The organism is Roseibium aggregatum, assembly GCF_014692675.1.
GTDB classification, from domain to species: Bacteria; Pseudomonadota; Alphaproteobacteria; order Rhizobiales; family Stappiaceae; genus Roseibium; species Roseibium aggregatum_C.
On sequence record NZ_JABFCZ010000008.1, the window covers coordinates 181,750 to 199,425 of the forward strand.

The following is a 17,676-nucleotide window of genomic DNA, read 5'->3' on the forward strand; positions in this document are numbered from 1 at the left end:
AAATGGCCGAAATCAAGGACGCCGAGAATACACTTTTGATGGAAACGACCCAGGGCCCGATCATCATCGAGATGAAGCCGGATCTTGCGCCGACCCATGTGGCCCGCATCAAGGAACTGGTTCGCGACGGCTTTTATGACGGTATCGTCTTCCACCGTGTCATCGACGGTTTCATGGCCCAGACCGGCTGCCCGCACGGCACCGGCACCGGCGGTTCCGGCCAGAAGCTGAAGGCGGAATTCTCCAACGAAAAGCACAAGCGCGGCACCTGTTCCATGGCCCGCGCCATGGACCCGAACTCCGGGGACAGCCAGTTCTTCATCTGCTTCACCGATGCACCCTGGCTCGATGGCCAGTATACGGTCTGGGGCGAAGTCGTCGAAGGCATGGACAACGTCGACAAGATCAAGCGCGGCGAGCCGGTTTCCGATCCGGACAAGATCGTCTCGATCAAGGTCGCAGCCGACGCCGAATAAGCGTTTTTGGTACGTCAACATCTGCAGCGCGATGCCCGGCATCGCGCTGCTTTTGTTTGGTTCTGCCAAGACGGTTGATAATTGCCCGTATGGCGGTTATCAGCACGGCTCTTTGCTTCGTCTTGTGAACAGTTTCAGGGATGCCGGTGCGGCCCGGACGGATGAACGATGCGCGTGGACCAGTTTGAATTCGACCTGCCGAACGAGCGGATTGCCCTCAGGCCCGCCCGGCCGCGGGATTCCGCGCGCATGCTGGTGGTCCATCCGGACCATGAACCCGAACTGACCGATGCCTGCGTGCGGGATCTGGGCTCCTGGCTGGAACCCGGCGACGCGCTGGTTTTCAACGACACGAAAGTGATCCCGGCACAGCTGGAAGGGACCAGAGCCCGCGGCGAGGCGGTGGCCAAGATCAGCGCAACGCTTCACTTGCGTTCAGGCGACGATCGCTGGCGGGCCTTCGTCCGGCCGGCGAAGAAGCTCAGCGTCGGCGACCGGGTGCGTTTCGGCGGCGAGGGCGGGGCGTGCCTGCTCGGCACGCTCGATGCGACCGTCGCCGAAAAGGGTGAGGCCGGGGAAGTGCTCCTGGTCTTCGACCTGTCGGGACCGAGCCTCGATGAGGCCATTGCCGCGGTCGGACACATTCCCCTGCCGCCTTATATTGCCGCCAAACGCGGTGAGGACGAACAGGACAAGCTCGACTATCAGACCATATTCGCCGAAAGGGAAGGCGCGGTGGCGGCCCCGACCGCGGGTCTCCATTTCACACCGGACCTGCTGGAAAGCCTGGCCGCACGCGGTATCGAACAGCACCGGGTGACCCTTCACGTCGGTGCGGGCACCTTCCTGCCGGTCAAGAGCGAGACCACCGAAGGTCACCGGATGCATGCCGAATATGGCGAAGTTTCCGCGGAAACCGCCGATGCACTCAAAGCCGTGCGGGCGCGCGGCAATCGGGTCGTCAGCGTCGGGACGACATCGCTTAGGATCCTGGAAAGCGCCGCGCAAGGGCCGGGCGGCCTGACCGCTTTCGCCGGCGAAACGTCGATTTTCATTACGCCGGGCTATAAGTTCCGGGCGATCGATGTGCTGATGACCAACTTCCACCTGCCGCGCTCGACGCTGTTCATGCTGGTGTCGGCCTTTTCGGGGCTTGAAACCATGCAGCGGGCCTACGCCCATGCGATTGCCGAAGAATACCGCTTCTACAGCTATGGCGACGCCTGCCTGCTGTTTCCCGCCAGCGGTGCGGTTGAAAGGGACTTACGATAATGTCGGGGAACACCGAAAACCGCTTTTCCTTCAAGTTGCTCAAGACCGACGGCAAGGCGCGGCGCGGCGAGATCACCACGCCCCACGGGCTCGTGCGCACGCCGGCCTTCATGCCGGTCGGAACCCAGGCGACCGTCAAGGCCATGTATCCCGAGCAGGTTCGGGACCTTGGTTCGGACGTTGTGCTCGGCAATACCTATCATCTGATGCTGCGCCCGACGGCGGAGCGGGTTCATCGTCTCGGCGGCCTGCATACGTTCATGAACTGGCCGCATACGATCCTGACGGACAGCGGCGGCTTCCAGGTCATGTCGCTTGCCCAGCTGCGCAAGCTGGACGAGACCGGTGTCCGGTTCCAGAGCCATATCGACGGCCAGAAGTATCACCTGACCCCGGAACGGTCCGTCGAGATCCAGGGGCTGCTCGGGTCCGATATCCAGATGCAGCTGGATGAGTGTATCCGCCTGCCGGCTCCTCGTGAGGAAGTGGCACGCGCGATGGAACTGTCGCTCCGCTGGGCGGAGCGGTCGCGCACCCAGTTTGAAAACATGGATGGCCCGGCAAAGGGGCAGGGGCTTTACGGCATTGTCCAGGGCGGTGACGTGGAGGACCTGCGTATCCGGTCCGCCGAGGAACTCTCCAAAATGCCGTTTGAGGGCTATTCGGTCGGCGGCCTTGCGGTTGGAGAACCCCAGGACGTCATGTTGAGGATGCTGGATATCACCAACCCGGTGCTTCCCGTCGACAAGCCGCGCTACCTGATGGGGGTGGGGACGCCGGATGATATTCTGGAAAGCGTGGCCCGCGGTATCGATCAGTTCGACTGCGTCATGCCGACCCGTGCCGGACGGCATGGCCTGGCCTATACGAGGTTCGGCAAGGTCAACCTGAAGAACGCCCGCCATGCGGATGATCCGCGGCCTCTGGACGAGGCAAGCAACTGCCCGGCGACGAGCACCTATTCACGCGCCTACCTGCATCATCTGGTACGTGCCGGCGAGGGATTGGCGGGCATGCTACTCACCTGGAACAACCTGGCCTATTACCAGTCGCTGATGCAGGGCATGCGTGATGCCATCGAGGCGGGAACCTTCGAGGACTTCCGGCAGAAGACCAAGGAAAACTGGGCGCGGGGAGATATCGCCGCGCTATAGGGGCCTGTCTGAGACCACCGATAGGTCCGTTGTTATGCCGGATACCCGGACGACTTGGTCAGGTAACAGCCGGAAATCCGCCAGTTCCCGTCGTCCTGCTTTTCGAAGCTGTAGAGGGCAAGCCAGTCATCGCCGTCCGGGCCGGTGAGATAGACTTCCTGGACCGGGCCCTTGCTGGTTACCTTGGAAGTTCCGAAGGTAATATCCCTTGGGCTGTAGACCGGACGGTAGCCACGCTTGACCGCGTCCATGAAGATGGCCGGCGTCTGAAACTGATGCTGCAAGGCCGTCGTTGCATAGGAGAATGCGGCGTTCGCGTCTCCTGCCGCAAAGGCCTTCATCTGGTCCTTGATGATTTTGTGAAAGACGGCGCCGTCCGGCGTGACCGCTTGCGCTTCGGCCGGGATCCGGCCGGAGAAAAGCACAGCGGCGAAAACAACCCAAACACTGACAAAGACTGAAACCCGCATGACCGGTCCTTCCTTGTTGTTGGAATTCAGTCAGTATACGCGAGATTCGCAAATTCAATCTGTTGTAAAAATATGCAATTTGCTCAAATAACTGCAGAAATTTATTTTGCCGGAAAACCCGTTGAAAAGTCGGGTGATTTGGTCCGCCATTCCTTGCAGGCAGATGCGGCAAGCATCACAGCCGCCAGAGTGTGACCGCTTCTGGCTTTTTGGAACGGGCAAGACGCGCCGGCAGGTCGGCCACCAGCGTCGCACCATCCCCTAACAGCGGGAGGATGACCGGCCAGGCATTATCCGCTTGGAAAAACGCGGCATGAGGAACCGCAAGGATCACGGCATCCGCTCCGGCAAGATCTTCAAGCGGGGACAGCCTGAGCCCGTATTCCGCCTCGACCTCGTCGGACAGGGCAAGCGGGTCGTGAATTCTGACGTCGGCTCCGAAATCAACCAGTTCCCGGACCAGGTCGACAACCTTGGAATTGCGGGTATCGGGCACATTGGCCTTGTAGGTGAGGCCGAGCACGGCGATTTTCGGCGGCATCTTCCGCCCGAGCTTGACGCAGGCCTGAATGATCTTGCCGGCAATGAAGGCGGGCATGGCCTCATTGGTGCCGCGGCCGGCAAGGATCACCTGCGGGGTGAGGCCGATTTCGTGGGCCTTGTGGGTGAGGTAATACGGGTCGACGCCGATGCAGTGCCCGCCGACAAGTCCCGGCTGAAACGGCAGGAAGTTCCATTTCGTCGCGGATCCGGCGAGAACGTCCCGCGTATCGATGTCCATCGCATGAAACAGGACGGCGAGTTCGTTCATCAGCGCGATGTTGAGATCCCGCTGGGTATTTTCAATCACCTTCGCCGCTTCCGCTACCTTGATGGACGGGGCGCGGTGAATTCCGGCCGTGACGACTGAGCCATAGAAATCGCAGAGCGTATCGGCCGCTGCCCCGGAGCTTGCCGATACGATCTTCATGATGTCGGCAAAGCCGTGAACCGTATCTCCCGGATTGATCCGTTCCGGGGAATAGCCGACTTCGAAATCCCTGCCGAATGTCAGCCCCGAAGCCTCTTCGAGGATCGGAACCGCGATGTCCTCGGTCGCGCCCGGAAACACGGTGGATTCAAAGACGATGATTGCGCCCTTCCGCATGACCGAACCGACGGTTCGGGCAGCACTTTCAAACGGCCGCAGGTCCGGCCGTTTTGCCCGGTCGATCGGTGTCGGAACCGCGACGATAAAGATTTCGCAATCCGCAAGCTCCGCCGGGTCTCCTGTGAAGGTCAGGTTTGGATGGCCGAGATCATCCGGGCTGACGGAGGCTGTCACATCGTTGCCGCCTCGAAGGGCGCTCAGCCTGTCCGACTTGATATCGAAACCTCTGACCCGGTGTCCTGCGCGCGCAAATGCGACGGCGACCGGAAGCCCCACATACCCAAGGCCGATGACGGCGACATCTCTGAAAATCGGGGCGGCGGAAGTCATCAGCGTTTCCGGATGTGAGGGCCAAAGGAAAGGGCCGGTCCTTTTCAGGCGGCCGGCCCAGTCCTAGTCGGTAAGGTCTTGGTCTTGCAAGCGCAATAACGCCGGTCTTCCTGCAGACGCCGGATTATTCCGCAGCTTCGCGCTTGTTGATCATGTCGTGGAGGAACGGCACCAGCTCAGCGGCCAGGTCCGGCTGTTCCAGCGCGTAGGCGATGTTGGCGCTGAGGAAGCCGGCCTTGGAACCGCAGTCGTAGCTTCGGCCTTCAAACTTCAGCGAAGTGAACGACTGGGTCTCCATGAGCGCGAGCATGCTGTCGGTCAGCTGGATTTCGCCACCGGCCCCCTTTTCCTGACGGCTCAGGAGGCTGAAAATCTCAGGCTGCAGGATATAGCGTCCTGTGATCATGAGGTTGCTGGGAGCCGTTCCGGGTGCCGGCTTCTCCACCATACCCGCTATCTTGCTTGCCCGGTCGGAGAGTTTATCCGAGAGTTCCACGATACCATACTGATGGGTCTGGTCCTCCGGCACTTCTTCGACCGCAATCACGTTGCCGCCGTTTTCGCTGTAGACGTCGACCATCTGTTTCAGGCAGCTCGTCTCGGACTTGATGATCACATCGGGCAACAGAATGGCAAAGGGTTCGGGTCCGATGATATCCCGGGCGCACCAGATTGCGTGGCCGAGTCCGAGCGGGTCCTGCTGCCGGGTGAAGCTGGTCGAACCGGCTGCCGGGCGCAGCTTTTCGAGAAGTTGCAGGGCTTCGGTCTTGTTCCGGCTCTTGAGCGTGTCTTCCAGCTCGTAGGCGCGGTCGAAATGGTCCGCGATCACGTGCTTGTTGCGCCCGGTCACGAAGACGATGTGTTCAATCCCGGCCGCGCGGGCTTCTTCCACGACGTATTGAATGATGGGCCGGTCGACAATGGTCAGCATTTCCTTCGGCACGGCCTTGGTCGCGGGTAGAAAGCGCGTCCCCAGACCGGCTACGGGAAGGACGGCTTTTCTAATCTTTTGGGTCATTTTGTCTCTTTCCGGGAGTTTTGTTCAAAATGAGAAAGGCTCAATTGTAAAAACCGCATTCAGTTGAGTTGCTCAATCGCTGATATTCGACACGTTTCGGATCGCCAAATACATACGCAAAATCACCATGACATGAACTCATTTCGAATTCGTATCGCGTGCAACGCAATATACATTGCCAGGCGCCTTCAATCGATACGCTAGACCGCAAGTGCGGAAAAACTTCGACAAGTCGGTTACTTCTGGATCCATTGGTCCCCCGTATTGCAGGCGTGGAAAAAGAACGCTATGGAACGGTCGCCTATTACAGGGCCCGCCGGGGCCTGCCCACTGACCCTTAGGAAGTTCCATGTCCCAGCCGAACACTGAAGTCCGGGTCGGCGACGTTTGCTTCAGCAACACGTCCCCATTCAGCCTGATTGCCGGTCCTTGCCAGATGGAAAGTCGTGCGCATGTGCTTGAGTGCGCCGCAGCCGTCAAGGAAATCGCCGGATCGCTCGATATTCCGGTCGTGTTCAAGGCCTCCTTCGACAAGGCGAACCGCACGTCTTTGGCAGCCACGCGCGGCGTTGGTCTGAAGGATGCGTTGCCGGTTTTCGCAGAGATCCGTGAAACTTACGGCATGCCCGTTCTGACCGATATTCACTCGGAAGACCAGTGCGCGCCGGTTGCCGAAGTTGTCGACGTCCTGCAGATCCCTGCGTTCCTCTGCCGTCAAACCGACCTTCTGGTCGCGGCGGCCAAAACCGGGGCAATCATCAATGTGAAGAAGGGCCAGTTCCTCGCGCCTTGGGACATGAAAAACGTTCTGATGAAGATCGTTGAAACCGGCAATCAGAATGTCCTTCTGACCGAGCGCGGCGTCAGCTTCGGCTATAATACGCTCGTCAGCGATTTCCGGGCGTTGCCGATCATGGCCGAAACCGGCGCGCCGGTCGTCTTCGATGCGACCCATTCCGTACAGCAGCCGGGCGGCCTAGGCGGTTCCTCGGGCGGCGACCGCCGCATGGTGGCCGTTCTGGCCCGGGCGGCCGTGGCGGTCGGGGTCGGCGGGCTTTTCATCGAAACCCATCCGGATCCGGACAATACGATCTCTTCCGACGGACCGAATATGGTGGCGCTGAAGGATCTTGGTGCTTTGCTGGCACAACTCAAGGCACTCGATGCGGTCGTAAAGCCGGCTGCAAGCGCGAGTTAGATCATCGGGGCCGGGCGTTCGCCTGGCCCTTTTCCTATCCGGGCGGCATGACCTCTTCACCCGAGGCCGGCGGCCGATCCGGGAACAGACGAAATCGGCGCCGGGGCACCGGCCTGCCGCTCTACGATACGAAACAAGGAGTATTGCGATGACCGCAATCGTCGATATTACGGCGCGTGAGATTCTCGACAGCCGCGGCAACCCGACCGTGGAAGTGGATGTATTTCTTGAAGACGGTTCCTTCGGCCGCGCCGCGGTTCCCTCCGGCGCTTCGACCGGCGCTCATGAGGCGGTTGAATTGCGCGACGGTGGCGACCGCTATCTGGGCAAGGGCGTTCTTAACGCCGTCGACAACGTCAACGGTGAAATCTTCGAGACCGTTGGCGGCCTCGACGCGGAAGATCAGCTCAAGATCGACCAGGCAATGATCGATCTGGACGGCACCCCGAACAAGGCGCGTCTCGGTGCCAATGCCATCCTCGGTGTTTCCCTGGCCGTTTCCCGGGCCGCCGCCCAGGCGTCCGGCCTGCCGCTCTACCGTTATGTTGGCGGCACCTCGGCCCGCACCCTGCCGGTCCCGATGATGAACATCATCAATGGCGGCGCCCATGCCGACAATCCGATCGATTTCCAGGAATTCATGATCATGCCGGTCGGCGCCGATACGCTCGGTGACGCGGTGCGCATGGGCGCGGAAGTCTTCCACACGCTGAAAAAGGCCCTGGCTGCGGCCGGCCACAACACCAATGTGGGTGACGAGGGCGGTTTCGCGCCGAACCTGGAATCCACCGATGCGGCCATCGGCTTCGTCATGAAGGCCATCGAAAGCGCCGGTTACAAGCCCGGTGAAGACATCTATCTCGCTCTCGACGCGGCTTCCACGGAGTTCTTCAAGGACGGCAAATATGTCCTCGAAGGCGAAGGCAAGTCCCTGTCGCCGGAAGAAATGGCCGAGTATCTGGAAAACCTGGTTGCCCGTTACCCGATCATTTCCGTCGAGGACGGGCTTGCCGAAGACGACTGGGAAGGCTGGAAGGCTGCGACCGACCTGTTCGGCTCCAGGTGCCAGCTCGTTGGCGACGATCTGTTCGTGACCAATTCCGCACGCCTGCGCCAGGGAATTGAAATGGGCGTGGCCAATTCGATCCTGGTGAAGGTCAACCAGATCGGCACGCTGTCGGAAACCCTCGATGCGGTGGAAACGGCGCACAAGGCCTCCTACACCGCCGTCATGTCGCACCGGTCCGGTGAAACCGAGGACGCGACCATCGCCGACCTGGCTGTTGCCACCAACTGCGGCCAGATCAAGACCGGGTCTCTCGCCCGTTCCGACCGGTTGGCGAAGTACAATCAGCTGATCCGGATCGAGGAAGAACTGGGACCGCAGGCAGTCTATGCCGGCCGGTCGATCCTGAAGGGCTGAGCCAGTACGCTGGATTTCTCAAAAACAAAGCCCCGCCGGTTGGCGGGGCTTTTTTCGTCTGGTCCCGTAGCCGCTATTGGGAAACGGCCTCCGGATCGGAGGTGCGGGTTTCTTCCGCGTGCCGGATGGCGGCGGCGATGGTCTCCGATTTCTCGGCCCCCGCGATCACGAACCGTCCGTCGATGATGAAGCAGGGCACGCCCGTGACTCCGAGTTCCTGGGCGCGGGCGATCTGCTGTTTGGTCTTTTCCAGGTCGCTGTCGGTTTCCAGAAGCTGGTCGACGAGGTCAGACTGCATGCCGGCATCATCGGCGATTTTCACCAGCGTCTCCGGCTTGGTCAGGTCTTCTCCGTCCTGGAAATAGGCCTTGAACAGCCGTTCCACGACCTCGTCCTGCAGGTCGTCGGCACGCGACCACAGGATCAGCCGATGGCTGTCGAGCGTGTTCGGGGAAACCTTGATCTTGTCGAAGGCGAAATCGATGCCTTCCTGGCGACCGGCGTCGCTGATCCTGGCATAGATGCCTTCCGCCCGCTCCGGACCGCCGAACTTGTCATTGAGATAGGCCTGCCGATCCTTGCCTTCTTTCGGCAACGTGGAATCAAGCTGGAAGGGATGCCAGCGAACCGCGACCTTGATGTCGGGCAACTGGGCCAGCGCCCCTTCGAGCCGCCGTTTGCCAATATAGCACCATGGGCACATCACATCTGACACCACGTCCACGGCAATAGGTGTGTCTTCAGTCAAATCCCGTCTCCCGGCTACTCTTCAACTTACCGAACATAAGCGTTTCCGGCAGACGGTTCCAGTCATTGCCTCCAACGACGCCGTTCAAAGAGCCGTGTGCCCGAGGATCGCCTCGATCCGGGCCTGCAGCCGGCCCCTGCCTCTTTGGCTTTTCAGCACCGCGACAGGGCCTATGTCGTGGACCACGCAGACCAGATCCTCCTCGCGGCTTGTGGCGTCGGCGATCGAAAGCAGGGTGCCGCAGAGATCTTCCGACAGCGCGATCGTCTGGTCTGGCAGGAAGAAGTTTTCCGGCAGAAGCTTCATCTCGCAGAGTTCCAGCCCGCGCTTGGCGAGCGCATCTCCGGCGCGCTCCAGATAGCGGGCATAGTCGGCCTGGCTTACCCCTCCGCTGCCCAGTTGCTGGGTCAGCCAGCGGTGGCTTTCCGCCAGAACCTTGTCGGCGAGCCTCCGGCGTTTGCCGTGGCGGATGGCAGTCGCGAGCCGTGCGCGCAGGTTGGCGTCATGCAAGGGCACGTTCAAAACGTCGTTTGCGCCGGCGCGAAACAGCATGGCGGTATCTTCCAGCCGGTCGGTCACCACCAGGACGGGAAGGGCGGCAAAGCGGGCATCCATCCGGATCAGCCGCAGGCTTTCCAGGGTTTCATCCAGGGTCGAGTCCAGAATGACGGCATCGAACGCCCGCTGGGACAGGTAGTTTTCCGCCATGTCCCGCGTGAAGGCGCCGATGACCTCGACCTTCCGGTCGCTGGCTTGCTGCAGATCGGGAAAGCGCCCGCCGAGCCCCACGACGAGCAGTCCGCTGGTTCCGCGATAGTGGGGCGCAGCTCCATAGCCGGGAATACGGCCGAAGACGAGCCGTCGGATCCGGGCTTCCTCGAAGCGCATCAGGGCTCGCTGATGGGAGCAGATGGCGTTGAACAGGACATCGTCCGGCACGGATCTGTTGATCGTGGCGTTCGCTTTCGGCCGCGCCGGCAGGATGTCATCCGGGTCGCTCAGGAAAAACAACGGGACATCCGTGGGCAACCGGGTGATCAAACCGTCCAGCCAGGCAAGGAAACCGTTCCGGTCCGCCTCTGCAACCGAGGAAATATCCACCACAATCGCGCTCGGAAGCCGGTCATCCGGTTCTTCAGTACCGGGATAGGCTTGCAACAGGTCAATATCGCCGGGGAGACCGGGAATGGGACCCGCGCTCACCGGCGACGGCCGGCCGGCGAACCAGACCGGGCCCTGCCACAGAAGTGAATTGTCCTGATCCATGTGGTTCCGTTTCCGCCGGGTATGGCTCAGGCCACTGCGGCCGGTAGGCGTTGGATGCGTGAGGTCAGTCTCTCGCGGTCGATTGATCCGTTATTGTTTCGCGGGAGGGCCTGCAGCACCAGGACTCGGTAGGGTATCTTGGCGAGATCCACCCCGTCCGCATCGAGATAGGCGAAAAAGGCCTTGGCATCCGGAACATTGCCCGAAACCGGTACCAGGGCGGCATGGAGCCGGGCCCCGAGAAGCTCGTCTTCGACGAGAAACGCGGCCGCTTCGCTGACACCCGGGTATGCGGAATAGATGTCGTCCAGTGCGCTGAGGTCGCCGGCGCCGTTGGCATGGGTGCCGGGGATGCCGAAACCTTTCAGTCCGTCTTCGCTCTGCTCGACCGGGATGCCGGTGTTCAGGAAGCCGTCCTGATCGCGTTGATGAGGATGCGGCGCGGAATGCGTATGCCAGCCGATATCCGGAACCATGGGACCCCTTACCTGCAGCAGCGCAGAGGTCCCGTTTTCTCCTTCGTTGACGGCTAATTCCAGAAGGGCTGGCCCGCTCTCACACCCGTTCGGCCCCGCCTGTTTTCCCAGCGGAGTCGCCTGAACCTTCGCTGACGGCCCGCGCGCCTTTGCCACGAGCGCGAATTCGTCGGCAATGTGAAGATCCACGACCTTGTGACGCGGCGCATATGTGCCCGGCTTCGGCGCGGCGACGTTCCAGGCTGCGACAATGGTCGTGCTGTCCTGAACGAGTTTCTTGTCCAGGATCTGCGTCAGCGGGCCCGGGGTCAGCACGTAGTCGGCCCCGATCGCATTGGCGTGCCGTGAGAGCTGCAGAAGCGAGGTCGGATGATGCAGATGCAGCGTCCCGCCGACCAGAAGCCAGGGGACCAGTCCGGCGCCGATGCCGGTCAGGCCGCTCAGGGAGTAGGGGACCAGGATCCGCTCGCCGTGTTTCAGTCCGGCTTCGTGCACGCATTGGCGGGCCGAAGCGATCCAGTGATTGTGGCACCGGTTGACCGGAACCGTTTCGCTGCCCGAACGGGTCCATGAAATGGTCGCCACGTGATCGGCGGCCTTGTCCCGTTCGCCTTCGTCAAAACTCAGGTCGTCGCCCATCTCCGCCAGCATCGGTCCGAGTTCGATGAGGCCGTCGGGTATGTCCTTGCCGAGACCGAAAACGAAGCGGAGACTGAAAAGATCCGCCGCCACGTCCCGGGCAGCGGCGCCCACATTTCGTGTCTCGATGCGGTCTGCCGCGATGAAGCCTTTGGCGCCGACGGAATTGAGCGCTTCCAGCACGTTCTTCTGCCGCCAGTGAAGCGGCAGCGTTGACACGATCAGCCCGGCCCGAAGCGCGGCCAGGATGGCGACAACCGTGTCGACGGTATTGGGGGATTGTACGCCGATGACATGGTCGGTTGTCAGGCCGATGGCCCGGTAGAACGCGGCCAGACGGTCGATTTCCCGTTCGGCCTCCTGATAGGTCAGGCTGCGGCTGTCTCCGCCCGTCCAGTTGGCCCGGTCGGGCGCATCCACCAGCGCCATCCGGGTCGGATGCAACTGGGCCGTCTGCCGGAACAGCATGTCCAGCGTCATGTCGCCCCAGGCATCGGTTGCATGGTAGGGATCGGACAGGGTGTCAGGCGTGACTTTCATGGTCTTTGTTCTTTGCTCCGATCAGTTTACCGCCGCTTCCGCGGACCACCAGGTATCGAACTCGACCCCGTAAAGCGAATTTACTTTCGGCGGCACGACGCGGCTCCAGCGGCCGACCCAATCGTCCGATACGTGGAAAAGGGGAACTGCGTAAGCTCCGGAAATCAGGACACGGTCGAAGGCCCTGACAGCGGCAATAAAGTCGTCTTCCGTGCGGGCGCCGACAATGGCGTCGATCAGGGCATCGATCGCCGGACTGTGCGCGCCGACAATGTTGAAAGACCCTTCCGCACGCGCCGCGGCGGACGACCAGCGGCCGTATTGCTCGGCTCCGGGCGAAAGGGAGGAATACCAGGTGTTGAACACCATATCGAAGTCCCTGCGGATCCGCCGGTCTTCGAACTGGGACGGATCGACGGTCCGGACCTGCACGCCGACACCGATCAGCTTCAGGGTTCTGGCATAGGCCAGTGCCAGTTTTTCCTCGTCCTCGTTCTTGGTCAGAATTTCGAAAGCCAGAGGCATGTTCGTTTGCAGGTTGACGAGCTGGCCTTCTTTCAGCGCATATCCGGCGCTTTTCAGCTTGCCCAGCGCCGCCCGCAGCACCTTCCGGTCCCGGCCGGAGCCGTCCGTCACAGGCGGCCGCCAGGTGCCTTCCATGACCTCTGGCGTCACCGCATCCGGGAACGGGGCAAGAAGCGCCCGTTCCTGTTCGCTTGCCGGCCGGCCTACGGAGGAAAGAACGGAATCGTCCCAGTATCCGGCCGTCCTCTTGTAAAGGCCGAAATAGATGTTCCGGTTCACCCATTCGAAATCGAACAGCATCGACAGCGCCGCGCGCACGGCCCGGTCCGCGAAGACCTCGCGACGGGTGTTGAAGGCGATGCCCTGCATGTTCGCCGGGGTTTCTCTTGGAATGACCGTCTTGACAACCCTTCCGTCTTTGGCGGCCGGAAAGTCGAACCCCGTCTCCCAGCGCACCGGGTCGCCGAACTGCAGGGCGTCGACCAGGCCCTTGCGGAAGGCTTCCTGCAGGGTCGTCTCGTCCCGGTAATATTCGATGCGGATTTCGTCGAAATTGTCGAAACCGGCCTTGATCGGCAGGTCCTTTGCCCAATAGTCGGGGTTTTTCCGGTAGATCACGCGCCGTCCCGGTTCGATCTTTGAAAAGACATAGGGACCCGTTCCCATAAGCGGCGTCAGCGTCGACTTGTCGAAGGTCTCTGCGTTGGTGTGGGCCTTGGAAAAGATCGGCGCCATGGCAATCAGCAGGGGAAGCTCGCGATTGTCTCCATCGCCGAAGGTGAGCTTGAGCGAATGGTCCCCGGTAATCTCCTTCTTGACGATCTCGCCGTACCAGTTGCTGTAGGGCGGCCGCCCCTTGTCGCGGATGATGTCCAGGGAAAAGATCACGTCTTCGACCGTCACCGGGGAACCGTCGGAAAACCGCGCGTTCGGGTTCAGCTCGAACTCGATCCACTTCCGGCTTTCCGGCATGCGCACCCGCTCGGCCAGATGGGCGTAGAGAGTGAAGGGCTCCCTGTAGGAGCGGGCGAGAAGGCTTTCGAATATATTGGAGCCGAAGGGGCGCTCCTTCATGCCGCGCGCGCTGGTCCAGCCGCCCTGGACGATGAACGAGTTCAGGCTGTCGAATGTGCCCTGGACGCCGAGCGTCAGCACGCCGCCCTTGGGCGCATCGGGATTGGCATAGGGCAGGGATTTGAAATCGGGCGCGAGCGCCGGCTTGCCGTGCATGGCGATGGCATGGACCCAGGGAACGTCCTCGTCGGCGGCCTGGGCCGCCACGAAAGGCACGAGCAACAACAGTCCGGCACCCAACGCCAGCCGGCATCCGGTCAAAACAGCGACGGCACAGCCCTTGGCCGTTGCAAACCTGCGGAAAAAGCCAGTGATCATCACCTAACCGTGGTTTGATTCTCCGCGAAATCCTAGCACAAGCAGGGTTTCGGCGCGCGCCGGTCCGGCTTCGAATGCATGATATCCAGTAGTTCCGGCAAAATCGGATTCCGTTGCATATCGGTCACCCTATTGCCGTAATCGCCGCGTTAGGGTGTTTCAAAGCGTTGTCTGGGGCACGGGTACTTGAAGTTGCCGGCCGAATGGAGCAAGAAAGCGCAAAGATCCGAGCACGGAAGGTTGAGGATGTTTCCAATGAAAAAGATTTTGAAAAGGGTTTTGGTCGGCTGCGCCCTTGCCGCGCTGGCACTTCCCTCTTCGGCGGTCAGTGTGTCGGCCCAAACTGATGAAAAAAGCGATTCCCCCTGGGTCAAGATCTGTAATGTTGATCCGAAAGTGAACAAGCAGATCTGCTTCACCAGCCTTGAACTGCGGACCAATACCGGCCAGTTCCTGAGCAGCTTCGGCGTCAAGGAAATCGATGGCGAAGCACGCAAGCTTTTGATCATCGCCGTCCCGACCGGCCGGCTGATCCAGCCTGGCCTGGGCGTCCAGATCGACAACGGTAAGCTGGTTCAGGCCAAATATTCCATCTGCGTCCCCACCACCTGCGTTGCCGAACTTGTCGTCGACGACGGTTTCATCGCCTCGATGAAGCAGGGCAACAAGATCACCCTGACCACGTTCAACCAGCAGGCCAAGGCCATTCCGCTGGAAATCACCCTGATCGGCTTTACCAAGGTCTATGAGGGCGAGGCTATGGACGTGGCGGATCTACAGAAGAAGCAGAACGAGTTGCAGGACGAGCTGAAGCGCCGCGCGGAAGAAGCGCGCCAGAAGCTGATCGACGCTCAGAAGAACGCCGCCCAGTAAGCGTCTGTTCCTGTCGCGCAAATAAAAACGCCGCACCCTTCCGGGGTGCGGCGTTATTCAATTCTGGCGAAACGCATCATTGCCGACACCTGTCAGGTTCTCAAGACCTGACCTTAGTGAATCTCGACCGTCCGCGGCACGTAGGATCCATCGCCCATCTCCTCGAAAATCTCGTCGACCTGCGGATGCCGGACGGGTTCCCCGGTCATGTCCGCAACGAGATTCTGCTCGCTGACGTAAGCGACGTATTCGGTCTCTTCGTTTTCGGCAAGCAGGTGATAGAACGGTTGATCGCGAAGCGGGCGCACATCCTCGGGAATGGCATTCCACCATTCCTCGGTGTTGCTGAAGGTCGGATCGACATCGAAAATGACGCCCCGAAAGGGATAAATCCGGTGCCGCACGACCTGACCAATTCTGAATTTTGCCGTACGCATCCTAAAACCACCTGACCAATCGGCCTTTTTTGCCGGGATAACGCGCGCAAGCGGGGCTTGCAAGCGTTATCACGCGGTCGCATTGGTGATGTAGTATAGTACCGCTTCCTCTAGAGAGCGTAAACTTTTGCGAGATCGGGGTCCTTGGTGGCCACCAGACGGGCCAGGTCGACGATCACCTTGGCCTGTTTCCAGGTCGCATCGTCCTGCATCTTGCCGTCGATCATGACGGCGCCGGTGCCGTCGGGCATGGCGTCTAGGATCTTCTTTGCGAAGGCCACCTCATCCGGATCCGGGCTGAAAACCTTCTTGGCGAGGTCGATCTGGTTCGGGTGCAGCGACCAGGCGCCGAGACATCCCATGAGGAAGGCGTTGCGGAACTGGCTCTCGCAGGCTTCCGGGTCGGAAAAGTCGCCGAACGGACCGTAGAACGGCTTGAGGCCGTAGGACAGGCAGGCATCCACCATCTTGGCGACCGTATAGTGCCAGAGGTCCTGCTGGAAGGCGGTTCGCCCCGATCCCTCCACCGCATCGCTCAGGACGGCATAGTCGGGATGGCCGCCGCCGACGCGGGTGGTCTTCATGCCGCGGGAGGCGGCCAGATCCGCCGGACCGAGGCTCATGCCGTGCATGCGTGGGCTCGCCGCCGCGATATCCTCGACGTTTTTCACCCCTTCGGCCGTTTCCAGAATGGCGTGGATCATGATCGGCCGGCTAAGCCCCGCCTTGGCTTCAAGCTGCGCCAGGAGCTGGTCGAGATAGTGGATGTCCCAGGGGCCTTCCACCTTGGGCAGCATGATCACGTCGAGCTTGTGACCGACCGCCGGTACGATTTCCAGGATGTCGTCCAGAAACCACGGGCTGTTCAGGCAGTTGACCCGGGTCCACAGGCCGGTCTGCCCGAAGTCGTTCTCGGCCGCCATCTGGATGAAGCCCTTGCGGGCGTCCTCCTTGGCGTTGGCGGGGATGGCGTCCTCGAGATTGCCGAGAACCACGTCGACCTTGGAAATCAGATCCGGAACCTTGGCCCGCATCTTCTCCACATGCGGCGGAACGAAGTGGATCATCCGCTCCAGAGACACCGGTAGTTCGCGGAACGGTGCGGGCGCACCGATGGCAAGCGGCTGATAAAAGGAGCGGGGCGTTTTCATCATTGGTCCTCCGTGGTTGGAGGATCTATAGCGCGATTGTTGCGCCGCAACCATACGCCGAAAGGTGGACCGGAAGCCTTTCTTCAGTTCGGCTTTTCAAGCCGATTATTTAGGCCGATTATTTAGGCCGATTATTCAGGCCAGGGCCCATTTGCGGTGGATCCACATCCACTGTTCCGGGTTCTCGCGGATCCATTCCTCGAAAATCTTGTGAATCTCGATCGTCGCGGCTTCGATATCCGCCTTGCGGTCGTCGGTCACAGGCACATCGATACAGCGGCCTTCGATCCGGAAATGGACGCCTTTCGTCCGCACCACCCGTCCGACGACGATCGGAACGCCGCAGGTGCGCGCAAGCGAAGCCGGTATCGGCGTTGCGTAGGCCGGCAGGCCGAAGAACGGCACCTTGATGCCGCGGGCCTCCCGTAGGTCGGCCATGATCCCGACGCTTTCACCCTGGCGAAGCGTGCTGATCAGCTTGCGCGCGGTCTGGTGGCTCTTCGAATAGAGGCCGCCGCGATAAAGCTCCTTGCGCATGTCGCGCAGGATCTCGTCCGTGATCGGGTTCTTGAGCGCCTGATAGACCCCGGTCACCTTCTGCCCGTACCGCACCGGAGGTTGAACGCAGAGCTCCCAGTTTCCCGAATGCATCGAGACCCAGATACATGCCGTGTTTTCATCGAGGATCTGCTGGGTTCGCTCGTCGGGATAGGCCTTGAAGCGGTCGTTCTGTTTCATCAGGTCGGCGATGTGGAAGGTTTCCGCGGCGACCCGGCCGAGATTGTCCCACATGCCCCTGACGATTTCCTGGCGCTGGCCTTCGCTCGTTTCCGGCAAGGCCAGTTCCAGATGTCTCAGGGCACGCTTGTGACGGCTGTTGAGCGGTGCGAGTTTGCGCCAGAAAAAGCCCATGGCGGCAGAGGCCATATCCACCGGAATTAGCCGGAACAGGAAGATCGCCGTCCTCAGGAAGGCGGCTTCGATCCGGTATTGGAAATCTTGAAGGGGGGATGAACGGGCCATCTGTGGTTTCGATCGTGATCCTGGAAAGTCCGTTTGAGCGCAGGCTCTCTGGAGACCATGTGTACAAGAGTGCGCAGGACCCGCGGTCAGTCAATCTGGCGATTGACCCGTTGCG

Annotated in this window: 16 protein-coding genes; 6 read left to right on the forward strand and 10 right to left on the reverse strand. The window is 61.0% G+C overall.

Annotated features, from left to right (window positions below; translation table 11 throughout):
* The first annotated feature begins 2 nt into the window (after positions 1-2).
* From HK439_RS08900 to tgt, 3 genes are all read left to right on the forward strand, one after another.
* A complete protein-coding gene (locus HK439_RS08900; RefSeq protein WP_190291047.1) occupies positions 3-476 on the forward strand; it encodes a peptidylprolyl isomerase in 474 nt (157 codons plus the stop codon).
* 168 nt (positions 477-644) lie between these two features.
* The gene (queA, locus tag HK439_RS08905) at positions 645-1,748 is read left to right on the forward strand and encodes a tRNA preQ1(34) S-adenosylmethionine ribosyltransferase-isomerase QueA (RefSeq protein ID WP_190291048.1); all 1,104 of its coding nucleotides are present in this window, start codon (positions 645-647) and stop codon (positions 1,746-1,748) included.
* Positions 1,748-2,902, forward strand: a complete 1,155-nt coding sequence (tgt, locus tag HK439_RS08910) for a tRNA guanosine(34) transglycosylase Tgt (RefSeq protein ID WP_190291049.1) — start codon at positions 1,748-1,750, stop codon at positions 2,900-2,902. Before queA ends, tgt begins: the two co-directional genes overlap by 1 nt.
* 32 nt (positions 2,903-2,934) lie before the next feature.
* On the opposite strand, the gene HK439_RS08915 is transcribed toward tgt, so the two are convergent.
* The 3 genes from HK439_RS08915 to galU form a co-directional block, all read right to left on the reverse strand.
* Positions 2,935-3,372 carry a DUF4864 domain-containing protein gene (locus tag HK439_RS08915; RefSeq protein ID WP_190291050.1) on the reverse strand — a complete coding sequence of 146 codons (438 nt, stop codon included), beginning with the start codon at positions 3,370-3,372 and terminating at the stop codon, positions 2,935-2,937.
* A 175-nt stretch (positions 3,373-3,547) separates the two neighbouring features.
* A complete protein-coding gene (locus HK439_RS08920) occupies positions 3,548-4,852 on the reverse strand; it encodes a nucleotide sugar dehydrogenase (RefSeq protein ID WP_190291051.1) in 1,305 nt (434 codons plus the stop codon).
* Between the two features lie 124 nt (positions 4,853-4,976).
* Positions 4,977-5,870: a UTP--glucose-1-phosphate uridylyltransferase GalU gene (galU, locus tag HK439_RS08925; RefSeq protein WP_190291052.1), complete on the reverse strand. Its 894-nt coding sequence runs from the start codon at positions 5,868-5,870 to the stop codon at positions 4,977-4,979.
* A gap of 349 nt (positions 5,871-6,219) precedes the next feature.
* Here galU and kdsA point away from each other — a divergent pair, with 349 nt between their 5' ends.
* Both kdsA and eno read left to right on the forward strand, forming a co-directional pair.
* Complete coding sequence (gene kdsA, locus HK439_RS08930; RefSeq protein WP_190291053.1) at positions 6,220-7,068, forward strand: 3-deoxy-8-phosphooctulonate synthase; 849 nt, start codon at positions 6,220-6,222, stop codon at positions 7,066-7,068.
* Between the two features lie 148 nt (positions 7,069-7,216).
* Positions 7,217-8,491: a phosphopyruvate hydratase gene (gene eno, locus HK439_RS08935; protein ID WP_190291054.1), complete on the forward strand. Its 1,275-nt coding sequence runs from the start codon at positions 7,217-7,219 to the stop codon at positions 8,489-8,491.
* Between the two features lie 73 nt (positions 8,492-8,564).
* Here the strand turns inward: eno and HK439_RS08940 are convergent, their stop codons facing one another.
* The 4 genes from HK439_RS08940 to HK439_RS08955 all read right to left on the reverse strand — a co-directional run bounded on the left by HK439_RS08940 (position 8,565) and on the right by HK439_RS08955 (position 14,077).
* On the reverse strand, positions 8,565-9,239 hold the full coding sequence (locus HK439_RS08940) for a DsbA family oxidoreductase (RefSeq protein WP_190291055.1): 675 nt from the start codon (positions 9,237-9,239) through the stop codon (positions 8,565-8,567).
* Between the two features lie 84 nt (positions 9,240-9,323).
* A complete protein-coding gene (locus HK439_RS08945) occupies positions 9,324-10,505 on the reverse strand; it encodes a hypothetical protein (RefSeq protein ID WP_209011657.1) in 1,182 nt (393 codons plus the stop codon).
* A gap of 26 nt (positions 10,506-10,531) precedes the next feature.
* Positions 10,532-12,160, reverse strand: coding sequence for an AMP-binding protein (locus tag HK439_RS08950; RefSeq protein ID WP_190291056.1), 1,629 nt, complete (start codon positions 12,158-12,160; stop codon positions 10,532-10,534).
* 21 nt (positions 12,161-12,181) lie between these two features.
* Positions 12,182-14,077 carry an extracellular solute-binding protein gene (locus HK439_RS08955; protein WP_190291057.1) on the reverse strand — a complete coding sequence of 632 codons (1,896 nt, stop codon included), beginning with the start codon at positions 14,075-14,077 and terminating at the stop codon, positions 12,182-12,184.
* A 255-nt stretch (positions 14,078-14,332) separates the two neighbouring features.
* Between HK439_RS08955 and HK439_RS08960 the strand changes: the two genes are divergently transcribed.
* Complete coding sequence (locus HK439_RS08960) at positions 14,333-14,950, forward strand: invasion associated locus B family protein (RefSeq protein ID WP_190291058.1); 618 nt, start codon at positions 14,333-14,335, stop codon at positions 14,948-14,950.
* Positions 14,951-15,063: 113 nt separating this feature from the next.
* Here the strand turns inward: HK439_RS08960 and hspQ are convergent, their stop codons facing one another.
* The 3 genes from hspQ to HK439_RS08975 all read right to left on the reverse strand — a co-directional run bounded on the left by hspQ (position 15,064) and on the right by HK439_RS08975 (position 17,561).
* Positions 15,064-15,387 (reverse strand): heat shock protein HspQ, encoded by a 324-nt coding sequence (gene hspQ, locus HK439_RS08965; protein WP_190291059.1) that lies wholly within the window; start codon positions 15,385-15,387, stop codon positions 15,064-15,066.
* 110 nt (positions 15,388-15,497) lie between these two features.
* Positions 15,498-16,538, reverse strand: a complete 1,041-nt coding sequence (locus HK439_RS08970; protein ID WP_190291060.1) for an HpcH/HpaI aldolase/citrate lyase family protein — start codon at positions 16,536-16,538, stop codon at positions 15,498-15,500.
* Between the two features lie 135 nt (positions 16,539-16,673).
* Positions 16,674-17,561, reverse strand: coding sequence for a lysophospholipid acyltransferase family protein (locus tag HK439_RS08975; protein ID WP_190291061.1), 888 nt, complete (start codon positions 17,559-17,561; stop codon positions 16,674-16,676).
* Positions 17,562-17,676: the final 115 nt, after the last annotated feature.

Bases quoted from the DNA above. Each gene is read 5' to 3' on its own strand.
- HK439_RS08975 (WP_190291061.1), bottom strand. From the start codon at position 17,561: ATGGCCCGTTCATCCCCCCTTCAAGATTTCCAATACCGGATCGAAGCC.
- HK439_RS08945 (WP_209011657.1), bottom strand. From the start codon at position 10,505: ATGGATCAGGACAATTCACTTCTGTGGCAGGGCCCGGTCTGGTTCGCC.
- hspQ (WP_190291059.1), bottom strand. From the start codon at position 15,387: ATGCGTACGGCAAAATTCAGAATTGGTCAGGTCGTGCGGCACCGGATT.
- tgt (WP_190291049.1), top strand. From the start codon at position 1,748: ATGTCGGGGAACACCGAAAACCGCTTTTCCTTCAAGTTGCTCAAGACC.
- queA (WP_190291048.1), top strand. From the start codon at position 645: ATGCGCGTGGACCAGTTTGAATTCGACCTGCCGAACGAGCGGATTGCC.
- kdsA (WP_190291053.1), top strand. From the start codon at position 6,220: ATGTCCCAGCCGAACACTGAAGTCCGGGTCGGCGACGTTTGCTTCAGC.
- HK439_RS08920 (WP_190291051.1), bottom strand. From the start codon at position 4,852: ATGACTTCCGCCGCCCCGATTTTCAGAGATGTCGCCGTCATCGGCCTT.
- HK439_RS08915 (WP_190291050.1), bottom strand. From the start codon at position 3,372: ATGCGGGTTTCAGTCTTTGTCAGTGTTTGGGTTGTTTTCGCCGCTGTG.
- HK439_RS08900 (WP_190291047.1), top strand. From the start codon at position 3: ATGGCCGAAATCAAGGACGCCGAGAATACACTTTTGATGGAAACGACC.
- HK439_RS08960 (WP_190291058.1), top strand. From the start codon at position 14,333: ATGAAAAAGATTTTGAAAAGGGTTTTGGTCGGCTGCGCCCTTGCCGCG.
- HK439_RS08955 (WP_190291057.1), bottom strand. From the start codon at position 14,077: ATGATCACTGGCTTTTTCCGCAGGTTTGCAACGGCCAAGGGCTGTGCC.
- eno (WP_190291054.1), top strand. From the start codon at position 7,217: ATGACCGCAATCGTCGATATTACGGCGCGTGAGATTCTCGACAGCCGC.
- HK439_RS08970 (WP_190291060.1), bottom strand. From the start codon at position 16,538: ATGAAAACGCCCCGCTCCTTTTATCAGCCGCTTGCCATCGGTGCGCCC.
- HK439_RS08950 (WP_190291056.1), bottom strand. From the start codon at position 12,160: ATGAAAGTCACGCCTGACACCCTGTCCGATCCCTACCATGCAACCGAT.
- galU (WP_190291052.1), bottom strand. From the start codon at position 5,870: ATGACCCAAAAGATTAGAAAAGCCGTCCTTCCCGTAGCCGGTCTGGGG.